The following is a 12,594-nucleotide window of genomic DNA, read 5'->3' as shown; positions in this document are numbered from 1 at the left end:
TTCAATAAATTTTACAATAATAATAACTATGAATGAACCGGATATTTAGGAGGAAAATATATGATATATGCTGGTATATTAGCTGGAGGTATTGGTTCGAGAATGGGAAACGTTCCTTTACCTAAACAATTCTTAGATTTAGATGGCAAGCCGATACTTATTCATACAGTTGAAAAATTCTTACTTACAAGTGAATTTGATAAAATTTTTATTGCAACACCTCAAAAATGGATTTCACATACAAAAGATACTTTACGTAAACATAATATTACTGACGACAGAATTGAAGTTGTACAAGGTGGTTCCGACCGCAATGAAACGATTATGAACATCATTCATGCAGTTGAAGTAGAAAATGGAGTCAATGAAGAAGATGTAATTATAACGCATGATGCAGTACGTCCGTTTTTAACGCGACGTATCATCAAAGAAAATATAGAAACTGTGATTCAACATGGTGCGGTTGATACCGTGATACCAGCTACAGATACCATTATTACTTCGGATGATGGGGAATCCATTCAATCTATCCCTGTAAGAAGTGAAATGTATCAAGGGCAAACCCCTCAATCATTTAATATTCAATTGTTAAAACATACTTACAATGAGTTATCAAATGAGAATAAGAAAATATTGACGGATGCTTGTAAGATACTGGTAGTGGCAGGTAAACCTGTGAAAATTGTCATGGGAGAATTATACAATATTAAAATTACGACCCCTTATGATCTTAAAGTTGCTAACTCAATCATAAAAGGTGGGATGTCGCGTGATTAATCAAGTATATCAACTTGTATCGCCCAGACAATTTGAAGTAACGTACAATAACGAAGATATAAAAAGTGATAAAGTCATTGTACGCCCTTTGTATTTATCTATTTGTGCAGCGGACCAAAGGTATTATACAGGAAGTAGAAATCATAAAGTTTTAGAACAAAAGCTACCTATGTCATTAATTCATGAGGGTGTAGGAGAAGTAGTTTATGACAATAAAGGGATATATCATCCAGGTACAAGAGTACTTATGGTTCCAAATACACCCGTAGAAGAAGATGAAGTGATTGCTGAGAACTATTTAGCAAGTAGCAAATTTAGGTCTAGCGGTTATGATGGATTTATGCAAGATTATGTTTTTATGAATCATGATAGAGTAGTTGAAATAGATGAGGGTATAGAAGATTTAAGTACGATTGCCTATTCTGAATTAGTAACAGTGAGTTGGCATGCAATACAACGCTTTGAACGTAAATCTATTGCTTATAAGAATAGTTTTGCAGTTTGGGGAGATGGGAATTTAGGATATATAACTGCTATCTTACTTCACACAGTTTATCCAAACGCTAAAATTTACGTATTTGGTAAAACAGATTATAAACTAAGTCATTTTTCATTTGTAGAAAAGGTCTTTCATATACATGATGTACCTGAAGGTGTAACGTTTGATCATGGTTTTGAATGTGTAGGTGGAAAAGGTAGTCAATCAGCCATTAACCAGATCATCGATTTGATTTCTCCAGAAGGGACGATTAGCTTATTAGGCGTAAATGAATATCCTGTAGAAGTAAATACGCGTTTAGTATTAGAAAAAGGATTAACGCTATTTGGTAGTAGTAGAAGTGGTGTGCAAGACTTTAAAGATATTGCTAATTTATATAAAAATCATCCTGATGTTGTTGAAAAGTTAGCCTTATTAAAAGGAAATGAGTTTGAAGTTAAGAACATTAATGATGCTGTGAAAGCTTTTGAAGAAGATTTATCAACATCATGGGGAAAAACGGTAATTAAATGGATTATGTAATTAGCACATATACTTTCTCGATTCAGCAATCATACTCATTCGCTTGAATCTACACAATTAAGATGAAAGATAAACTTCATAACGCAATTAGAGAGGATTTGTTAAATTGGGTAAATCTAAAATAATAATTGATAATATCTACTGGGAACGTATTCAATTATTTATTGAAGGTCATGTAGATGACATCATAATGAATAAGCACAATTTTATATTACGAAATTTAACTGAGACAAAGGAGCTACTTGCCAATAATGTACAGATAAATGGTAATAAATTTAAAGCACGCTTTAATGTAGCAATTCTTGATAATGGAAACTACCTTCCATCAGGAGAATATTTGTTAATTTATAAAGGTGACTACGATTACATTGGAAATATTAATGAACGATTATTAGATGCAAATGAATATGAGTTAACAGAGGAACAATTAGAAGCATATGAAAACCAGGAAACAGAAAATGGTAAAAACAATTATCTATTAAATTGCTATAAGTGGACATTCAAAAAAGGTGGCAACTCAAAGACAACAGAATATACCGTTAGACCAATGATTTCGAGTGAAGTAAATGAATTTGTATTAAATATTAATTTTAAAGTGCCTGTACCTAAAATGAATCCAGTCAAAGAAAAGATGAAAGAGTTAAAATTAAAATATAATCAATATTCTTTTAATGTACGAAATACAATGTTTAAATTCATTTTTAATACAACAAAATTTTTCCATTTGAAAAAAGGGAATACGGTCTTGTTTACTTCTGATTCAAGAGCCGATATATCTGGGAATTTTGAGTATGTATATAATGAAATGTTAAGACAAAATTTAGACGAAAAATACAAAATTCATTGTTTATTTAAATCTAATATTTCTGCGAGAAGAAACTTTATTGATAAATTTAAATTCCCATATTTACTAGGTAAAGCTGATTATATATTTGTAGATGATTTTCACCCATTACTTTATACTGTGAATTTTAGGAAAAGCCAAGAAATCATTCAAGTTTGGCATGCTGTAGGTGCATTTAAAACTGTTGGATACAGCCGTGCAGGTAAAAAGGGTGGTCCATTTTTCAACTCTGTTAATCATAGAAATTACACAAAAGCCTTTGTGTCATCAGAAACAGATATTCCATTTTATGGGGAGGCTTTTGGGATAAAAGAACAAAATATTATTCCAACTGGTGTACCTAGAACAGATACGTTATTTGACAAAAACTATGAGCAACAAATAGTAACGGAAATGGAAGAAGTATTACCTATTATTAAAGGGAAAAAAGTAGTGCTTTTTGCGCCTACATTTAGAGGTAATGGTCATCATACTGCACACTATCCATTTTTTAAAATTGATTTTGCAAGATTTGCACGTTATTGTCGTGAAAATAATGCAGTCGTATTATTTAAAATGCATCCATTTGTTAAAAATAGATTAAGAATTCCTAGAGAATATGAACAATACTTTGTAGATGTATCAGATATGAGAGAAGTAAACGATATCTTGTTTATTACAGACATTTTAATCAGTGATTATTCTTCCTTGGTATACGAATTTGCAGTTTTCAAACGCCCTATGCTATTTTATGCGTTTGATTTAGAAGACTACATTACTTCTCGGGACTTTTATGAACCATATGAGACTTTCGTTCCAGGAAAGATTGTTCAATCATTCGATAATTTAATTACGTCATTAGACAACGAAGATTATGAACTAGAGAAAGTAGAGCCCTTCTTAGATAAACACTTTAAATATCAAGATGGACGCTCTAGTGAACGTTTGGTAAGACATTTATTCGGAAGTTAAGAATATCTATAAGCTAAATATAAGGTTAAATTTTGTGAGTGAAGTGCAAAGGAAAATATAAACTCTAAGTATATAAAGATTGAACAGCATTATTGTTAAGAAATCCATAAAGTAGGATTGTTAACTAACAAGCGACTGATTTTTTAATATCTTTATTGAGCGCAGTATACGACTTTGTAATGGCACTCACTTTTTTACGAGGTGAGGTTAGTAATGAAATTTTCAATTATAGTACCGAGTTATAATTCAGAGGCATATATCAAAGAGCTTATGCAAAGCCTTCAACAACAAACGTTTAATAAAAAAGATTTTGAAGTGATACTTGTTGATGATTGCTCTACAGATGACACACTAAAAATCGTAGAACCTTTTAAGAACACATTGAATTTGGTTGTAAAGCAGCTTGAATTTAATTCAGGTGGACCAGGTAAACCAAGAAATACAGCGTTAGAAATTGCACAAGGGGAATATGTATTCTTTGTAGATTCTGACGATTACATTAACCCAGATACTTTAAAAGATGTCGCAGGTTTTGTGGACAATAATAATGCTGATGTAGTCTTAGTGAAAATGCAAGGCGTCAATGGTCGTGGAGTGCCAAAATCAATGTTCCAAAGAACCAGTGATTCTGTGACACTTTCCAATTCTAGAATTATGTACACATTAAGTCCTACAAAGTTTTATAGAACCTCACTTCTAAAAAAGCATGGTATTGTATTCCCAGAAGATTTGAAAAGTGCGGAAGACCAATTATTTACTATGAAAGCATATATAAATGCTCAAAAAATAGCAGTACTCTGTGATAAACCATATTATTATGCAACAAAACGTGAAGGGGAACATATGAGTTCAGCTTATGTCTCACCTAAAGATTTTTATCAAGTCATGTCATTGATTACTGAAGAAATCATAAATAGTACGTTAGATAATAAAGATGAAGTATTAGCATGTTTCATAGACAGACATTTTTCTTTCTCAAGAACAAACAACTTTTCGTTAAAAATAGCAGATGATAAAAAACAAGAGTGGATGGATGCCTTAGGTGATTTTATCCTAAAAGTACCTTCACGCGTGGATGCATTATTAAAAGATGGGTTAAAACCATTATTATATTATGCACGTAAGAAGGATATGAACCATTATCAAATTGTCGAAGAAAGCTATAAGAATGGTGGATTTTATAACTTTAATGCATACCAAGAAGGATTAGAAATTCAATTCGATAAAGATGAGCCATTTTTTAAATTTCAACAACTTACTAAACCTGATTTAATGCTTACACAATTTAATTTTAATGATAAAGGTTTTAATTTAGAAGTAGAGTTTTTAAAATCCATTATTAATCCTAACCAGGTAGCTACTATGATTCAATTAAAACTTGTTTCGCGAAATAAGAAAGAAATGATTTATATACCTTTAGCAGTTAATGATCAAACACGCTTTAAATTTGGGGTGACTATGGACGAGATTATGCCATATTTAATTAAAGAAAAAGTGTGGGATATATTTTTAGAAATGCGTATTGATAATATGACGATTGAAAAGCGTATTGGTAATAAACGTAAAGCATATCCTTATGAGGCGGAGACAAGCACAATCACGAAAAATGGGAACCACTACTATCGCTTTACACCTTATTTTACAAAAGACTATGATAATTTATCGTTTTATGTAACACAAAATAGGTTGAACGATATGATAGAAGTGAAGGCTGTGGATAAAAATACGATGCAGTTACGAAGTTTAGAATTTAATTATTTAATATCTGAAGGTATGACAGCACTTATGTTAGGAAGTGATTTTACATATGGCTATCTAACTACAGCTACAGATGAAAAATGGATGATATATAAATTGACGCTTTTAAATAAGATAAAAACAAGTGAATTAAAAAAAGACTTTCGTATTGAAACACCGCACTTAGTTTTAAAATATTAATTGTATATAATGGAAAGTGGTCTAATGATATATTAGATCACTTTCTTTAATATACAGCGCGCTGTTATTGATAATCGTTTTCAATTATAGTATCGTGGGAATATGTAGAGTACGATCGTTAATTACATATTTGTAACAGTGTTTGATATTGAAGAAGCAAATGTTGATTGATGTTAAAAGGAGTTATCGATGAAGAATAATAAGATTGATGTTAAAGACTTAATAAATATTGGATTGTTTACGGCTGTCTATTTCATTTTTATAGCACCACCAGGTATTTTAGGCATTATCCCTATTTTTATGGTGTTACTTCCAGCAATGATAGGTTTAATTGGTGCTATTCCTATAATGTTACTACTCAGTAAAACTCAAAAATTTGGAGCGCTGACCATATGTGGAATAGTGGTTAGTTTAATATTAGCAATCATGGGACATCCATGGATAGCATTGATCCTCAGTGTCCCAATAATAATTATTGCAGATGTTATCATGTCTGTTGGACGCTATAAAAGTTGGAAATATAATATTGTAGGTTATATCGTATTTTCATTTTGGTCTGTTGGTAATTTATTGCCATTCTACTTTATGAGAACTTCATATTTATCATTTATTCGAGAAAAATATGGTGCAAATTATGAGGCGACAGTAGCAGGATTATTTTCATTTGGAATGATTCCTGTAATCATTATTACAACAATTGTTGGGGCATGGTTAGGCGCATATATTGCAAAAGGTGTATTGAAAAAGCATTTTAAGCGTGCAGGTATGATTTAATATGTATAATCATATAATAAAGCAAGATAAATTATATAATCTGGACCCAAGAATAAAGTTAGCACTTATGATCATTGTATCGCTTATCTCATTGACCGGTAGTGTAACTGGTAATCAAGTTATAGTGAGATTATTAATTATGTTGATACCAGTCGTATTAATAGTGATGATAGGTAAATATGTAAAAGGTATATCAGCACTTGTACTCATTACTTGTGCTTGGTATGGAGAAGCCTTCATTACAGTTGGTCAGAGTCAATTTGCAACACTAGCAATATTTATTCCTTCAGGTATTGTTACGCGCTTTTTACCGGCACTTGTTATGGGGTATTATATTTTCAAGACTACACAAGTAGAAGTGCTCATCGTTGGGTTGGAAAGTTTGAAGTTACCTAGACAGATTACGATACCTATATCAGTGATGTTTAGATTCATACCGACAATTAAGGTGGAATCAGCTTTAATTAGAGATGCTATGAAAATGAGAGGCATCTCATTGCGATTTGCTTTAAAAAAACCAATTCAATACATAGAATATCGTATTGTACCGATGTTAAGTAGTGTTGTGAAAATAGGCAATGAATTGACTGTTGCTGCAATGACGCGTGGCTTGAATTTAACGCATAGAAGAACAGCTATCATAAAATTAAAGTTAAGTTGGTTGGATTGGTTGTTTTTAGGTATAGGATTATTATTATACATTGCTTATTATCTATTGTGAGGTTAAAAAATGATTGAAATAAAAGGATTATCGTTTAATTATGAAAATGAACAAAAGGCACTGAACGATATAAATCTTACTGTAAATAAAGGGGAAGTGATTTGTTTAACCGGCGCTTCAGGTTGTGGTAAAACGACATTAACGCGCATATTAAACGGAGCAATACCTCATTTTTTTAAGGGGCATATTGAAGGTGAAATAATAATCAATAATAAAGATATGAAAGACCAATCTATCTATGATGTTTCTAAAGAAAGTGGGTCCGTATTTCAGAATCCTAGATCTCAATTTTTTTGCTTGAACACAACAAGTGAACTTGCCTTTGAACCTGAAAATTATGGCGTTAACCCTACGCAAATAAAATCAGATATTGGATATAGCGCATATCAATTTAACCTCGAACATTTACTAGATAGAGGTATTTTTAGCCTTTCAGGAGGAGAAAAGCAACTTATTGCATGCACGGCAATTCAAGTTTCTGGACATGCATTGATTATACTTGATGAACCCTCATCTAACTTAGATTTTAAGACGATTACTAGATTAAAAAGCATGATTGAACTTTGGAAAAGCACAGGAAAGACTATAGTAATTGCGGAGCATCGCTTACACTATTTAATAGATGTAGTAGATCGTTTTATCGTTATGGAGCAAGGAACTATAAAAAAAAGATATGATAATTACACTTTTAATACATTATCACTTGAGACGTTGACTTCATTAGGTTTGAGGCACACGCATCTCACTCATATGAAACCCAAACGAGTTAAAAGTGAAAGTACCACGTATTTAAACTTACATAACTTTTATTTCAGATACAAAGCTAAACAACCACTTGCATTGAATATCGATAAGCTAAAGTTACCTAAAGGAGAAGTGACAGCTTTAATTGGTTACAATGGTTCTGGAAAATCTACGTTTGCACGTTGCTTAACAGGTCTTGAACGTAAATTTAAAGGTAAAGTAAATAATGAAAAGAGTGTATTAACTCGAAACCAGAGATTAAATCATGTATATATGGTTTTTCAAGATGTTAATAATCAGCTATTTGCAGAAAATGTGGAAGAAGAACTGAGATTAAGTAATGATCAATTGAGTGATGAAGCAATTAAATCGTGTTTAACAAGATATGGGATAGCTAGTCATATTGAGCGGCATCCATTAGCACTTTCAGGTGGTGAAAAACAACGTTTAGCCATTGCTAGCGCTGTGGAAACCCAAAGAGACGTTTTAATATTTGATGAACCATCAAGTGGTCTAGATGGTAAAAGAATGAGAGAAATGAGCGAAATTATTAATGATTTGGCCCAGCAAGGGCATACAATAATAGTAATAACTCATGATTATGAGTTATTACTATCATGTGCAGATGAAGTATTACAATTGGAAGCAGGTTCTGTCGTATCACAGTATAGATTAGATGAATATAACTTAGAAAAATTGCAAACGTTCTTTGAAATAGAGAAGCCCTCAGATGAATAATATCTGGGGCTTTTTGTGGTTAATTTGGTGGAATAACTACATATTGTATAGATGAATTAGAAAGGGCATATGTAATAGCTTGATTATGATTATGTAAGCTTAATTTAGCTAATGGATGATTTGCCTTATTAATTTGTGTTAACAATGAAGGCTCAATAGAATTTAAATTTAAATCAGCTGAAATCATATTCGTTATAATGCCATGGTTTTGATTCAGCAGGCGCGTGAATATTGGGAAATCTTTAGAATAATGGTGATAAATGTTAACAATTATAGATGATTGACTAGGGTTCCTGATGAGATTAGTAAATAACAATAAATGATAGTGATTATTTATTTTACTTACCATACCACAGGAATGCAACATGATATGTTGATTGATAAATGGTTGTAATAAATTGTAAATATGCACAATTGGCATTGTACTTTGATGACTTCCAATAAGCATGAGTCTATTCTTATCATTTGAGTAGTAAGGATAACCCAGACCACCAATTTTTTGATTTAAATCAATTAGTAAATGGAGTAAAAGTATGTGACTTTCGCAATTAAGATTATTAAAGTAGCGTCTCAATGCGTGATGTGTAATATTATTGAAAATTAATTTGTGTGAATAGGCGTTAGTCATGCGATTAATAAAGAGTAAGATTGATTCTCTTAAATTGTATTCGTTGTTATTTTGTTTTGATTTTTGCTTTAATTGTGTTCCTAGTTCAATAAAATCAAGATTAATATAATAATAATCAACATCGAAAGCAGTGATAGTTGTAATCATGTCACTTAAAGTTAATTTAGTGAGGATGATATCGTCTACACAAATGCCTAATTTTAAATTAGAATATTTTTTTTGTAGACGTTTAACTAAGTGATTCGTCTTATTGATACTATGAGATGTAAGCTCAAATAGTAGGGAGATACTATTTAAACATTGTATGTAAGATAGTGATGTATTAAATGCTTGTAATATATAATAGTTGAACGATTGGAATGAAGAGATATTAGTGATTTTAAATGTTAAGTGGCAATGTTTCCGTGTCAGAAATTCAATTGCATTAAATAGTTTTTGCATTGCTAGATTATTTATAAAATCAAAGTTTATGTTTTTAATTAGTAATATTACTTTTGAAAATTGTGAATAGATTATACTTTCTATATTATTTCTCTTGAAATTTAATAAATCGTACATGTTTTCTAACTCAATTACGATATAAGGATCTTTAAAATAATGGTTATATTTAATGTGAGTTAAATCTATATCGTTAACAGCTTCATTATTAGAAGTAGTATGTTTATAAAATTCAGAGATATGTTTGGACAAAACTATATGATCAGTTACAGGCCGATAAGGGATATCAAACTCTCCACATCTAAAGAGGTAGATATATCGCTTAGGTGGCATATTAACATAATATTTAAAATGCTTTGTATATGTACTTACATTTTTAAAACTATATTTAGCGGCAATATCATAAATATTTTTATTGTCTTGTGCCAAGTCATACAAAGACAAAGCTATTTTTAAGGAAGTAGTATAATACTTGAAATTAATATTCAATACTTTTGTAAATAGAATAGAAATATAAGATTGAGATATATAAAACGCCTTAGAAATTTGTTGGGTCGTGAGTGTTCCAAATATATTTTTATGTATATATTGAATGATTTTATTTAATAAAGGATGTTTTGTATGTAGTTGAGGTAAATATATATCCTGCAAAGGCACTTTGGCTTCTTTTATTAAATAATCTATTATTTTAGAAATATAGGAAGTGAGATGCGCTTCTTTAGAAAAATCTTTGTGTAATTCTTGCAAAATCATATTTTTAAATTGATCTATATGTTTAATACGGTTAAAGTCAAAATAAGCATTGACTAGGTAAGCATCTCTTGTCATAAATAAAGGTAACGGTATTTTTATTTCAATAAGATTATGGACATCTAACAATTGATATAAGTCTGCATTATTAATGATTATGCCGTCTTCTATGGTAACAACAGCCCCATTTAAAAATAATTTACAGGGATCTCCTAACGGTATTAATATCATGGTTTCATTTATACATCGTGCTAATTCAGTTGAGTAATGGTTTCTTATAGATATAGAACTAATCACAAATATCACCTTTGGCCTCAAATGGTACTATTATTAATAAGTAATAAAACTATTTTACAACTGTAAGCCCTTAAAAATGAATGGATATTAACAAAGATTAATAAAGGTATATTTAGAATTAATAATTAGAAGTTGGAAAGATAATTTTTAACTTATTAAAGAGAGAGTAGTAAAAAAAATATAGGTTTGATTAATAAATTTACTAAAAGTTAGTTAAAGGAATAGTTGTAAGAGAAAGTGTTCGGTTAAATATATGAAAAACAGGTTTCACATGGAAAGTGCATTTAAATGTATGAGTGGTTAATAATTATATTGTGTTACGAAGTATAACTTGAGAATCAGCAGTTTTAAAACATACATGAGTGAATAACACACGAATATTGAAAGAGATCTAAAATCACTGCCTGAAAGCGATTTTAGATCTCTTTTTTCAAATAAGCTTCTTGTGTATAAGCTTGAATTTGATAAGAATGCGGTTTTATATCATGTATTTTTAATGGGTGCATAAAGTTTAATTCTGGGAATGGAATATAACTATGATGATAGATGGCACATTGATAGAATTGATATAAAACACTAAAGCATTCTCTAAGAATATTATATAACTTGCATTGTAATGTTACAATATAATTTTTATTAGAATTATAATTCATACAACTTAAAGTAGGCTATAAAGAACTACGAAAGTTGTTAATATAGCTAAAATATAAAATTAATTTTTGAAAGTGCTATCTTTTTTTTATATAAAGGTCTAAAGATTTATAAACGACAAGCACGAATGAAATGATTAAAAATAAAGTGAATAAACCGTTAAACAAAGTGTTGTTAAAAATTTTAAAAATAGTAATTGAACTTAAAGTTTCTAAAAATACAGAACCGGTTGTTTTTACTTCAAAAATATCAAATACAAATAGCGTTAAAGTAATCAAGACCATATAACAGAACGCGATGAAAAAGAGATTGAATAAATCATGTGCAAATAATTTTCTCATAACAACCAGCCTCCTCTCTTACTTTTCTATATCCGATTTTAAGAATGTTAATGTTGCAATTTGTAAATTTACACAAAATTTACAAAGAGCCCCATAAAAAAATATTGAAAATACAATAGAACCTGTTTTAAATTATTGTGAAAGTGTATAAGAGTAAGTAAGTTTGATTTTTTATTTGTAAGAGGGAGGGTTAATATGTATAAAGCTATAATCTTTGATGTATATGGCACAATTTTTGATATATCATCTCTAAAAAATAATATGCCAGATTTTGATGATGATTTAGCGACCTCTATTGCAAAGTTGTGGAGAGAGACGCAAATGAGGCACATGTTTTTAAGGCAAGCAATGCAACGTTATATTTCATTTGATGAATTGACTAAAGAGACATTACGTTACGCTTTAGATGTTCATGAAATTCAATATAATCGTGAGGACGTTAATAGATTATTTGAAGCATATTTAGATTTAACCTATTTTAAGGAAATCCCTAGAGCATTATCAGATATAAAAGCAAAGAATATAGATTTGGGTGTGCTTTCAAATGGTAGTGATAATATGCTCATGCCATTAGTTGATAATTCAAAGATAGCTGAATATATCGATACCGTAATTAGCGTGGATGAAATTAAACAATATAAACCGAGTCCTGCTAGCTATGCACTCGTTTTAGAATATTATAAATTAAAGCGTGAAGATATTTTATTCGTATCATCGAATACATGGGATGTTACAGGCGCTGCCAATTTTGGATTTAACACGGTTTGGGTAAATCGAAAAAATGAAGTGTTTGATGAAAATGGTCAGCAACCTACTATTACAGTGAACAATCTTAATGAAATGGTAAAGTGGCTGGAAATGAATAAATAATTCTAAAAGAACATTTATATTATAATGGATAATAAACAAAGTAAAACGACAGATCTCATGTTATAGAGGTCTGTCGTTTTATGTCTGACTGAGCATAACTCAGTATATGAA

General features: G+C 30.3%; 10 protein-coding genes. 8 read left to right on the top strand and 2 right to left on the bottom strand.

The annotated features are described in order from the left end of the window. The first annotated feature begins 60 nt into the window (after nt 1-60). From BK821_RS01665 to BK821_RS01635, 7 genes are all read left to right on the top strand, one after another. Nucleotides 61-777 (top strand): D-ribitol-5-phosphate cytidylyltransferase, encoded by a 717-nt coding sequence (locus BK821_RS01665; RefSeq protein ID WP_046835935.1) that lies wholly within the window; start codon nt 61-63, stop codon nt 775-777. Next, nucleotides 770-1,798 carry an alcohol dehydrogenase catalytic domain-containing protein gene (locus tag BK821_RS01660; RefSeq protein WP_046835934.1) on the top strand — a complete coding sequence of 343 codons (1,029 nt, stop codon included), beginning with the start codon at nt 770-772 and terminating at the stop codon, nt 1,796-1,798. Before BK821_RS01665 ends, BK821_RS01660 begins: the two co-directional genes overlap by 8 nt. 106 nt (nt 1,799-1,904) lie before the next feature. Further along, nucleotides 1,905-3,593: a teichoic acid ribitol-phosphate polymerase TarL gene (tarL, locus tag BK821_RS01655; protein WP_071331040.1), complete on the top strand. Its 1,689-nt coding sequence runs from the start codon at nt 1,905-1,907 to the stop codon at nt 3,591-3,593. Nucleotides 3,594-3,806: 213 nt separating this feature from the next. Next, complete coding sequence (locus BK821_RS13685) at nt 3,807-5,531, top strand: glycosyltransferase family 2 protein (protein WP_071331039.1); 1,725 nt, start codon at nt 3,807-3,809, stop codon at nt 5,529-5,531. A 189-nt stretch (nt 5,532-5,720) separates the two neighbouring features. Beyond that, the gene (locus BK821_RS01645) at nt 5,721-6,305 is read left to right on the top strand and encodes an MptD family putative ECF transporter S component (protein WP_046835931.1); all 585 of its coding nucleotides are present in this window, start codon (nt 5,721-5,723) and stop codon (nt 6,303-6,305) included. 1 nt (nt 6,306) lies between these two features. Continuing rightward, complete coding sequence (locus BK821_RS01640) at nt 6,307-7,026, top strand: energy-coupling factor transporter transmembrane component T (protein ID WP_046835930.1); 720 nt, start codon at nt 6,307-6,309, stop codon at nt 7,024-7,026. Nucleotides 7,027-7,035: 9 nt separating this feature from the next. Next, nucleotides 7,036-8,508 carry an ABC transporter ATP-binding protein gene (locus tag BK821_RS01635; RefSeq protein WP_071331038.1) on the top strand — a complete coding sequence of 491 codons (1,473 nt, stop codon included), beginning with the start codon at nt 7,036-7,038 and terminating at the stop codon, nt 8,506-8,508. A 19-nt stretch (nt 8,509-8,527) separates the two neighbouring features. Here the strand turns inward: BK821_RS01635 and BK821_RS01630 are convergent, their stop codons facing one another. Beyond that, complete coding sequence (locus tag BK821_RS01630; RefSeq protein ID WP_256201610.1) at nt 8,528-10,555, bottom strand: helix-turn-helix domain-containing protein; 2,028 nt, start codon at nt 10,553-10,555, stop codon at nt 8,528-8,530. A 794-nt stretch (nt 10,556-11,349) separates the two neighbouring features. After that, on the bottom strand, nt 11,350-11,613 hold the full coding sequence (locus BK821_RS01625; RefSeq protein WP_046835927.1) for a hypothetical protein: 264 nt from the start codon (nt 11,611-11,613) through the stop codon (nt 11,350-11,352). Between the two features lie 195 nt (nt 11,614-11,808). Between BK821_RS01625 and BK821_RS01620 the strand changes: the two genes are divergently transcribed. Next, nucleotides 11,809-12,483, top strand: coding sequence for a haloacid dehalogenase type II (locus BK821_RS01620; RefSeq protein WP_046835926.1), 675 nt, complete (start codon nt 11,809-11,811; stop codon nt 12,481-12,483). Nucleotides 12,484-12,594 lie beyond the last annotated feature (111 nt).

It is taken from the genome of Staphylococcus sp. LCT-H4, from assembly GCF_001866145.1.
GTDB lineage: Bacteria > Bacillota > Bacilli > Staphylococcales > Staphylococcaceae > Staphylococcus > Staphylococcus succinus.
Note: the sequence above shows the minus strand (reverse complement) of the source record. Positions and strands in the feature narration are given on the sequence as shown.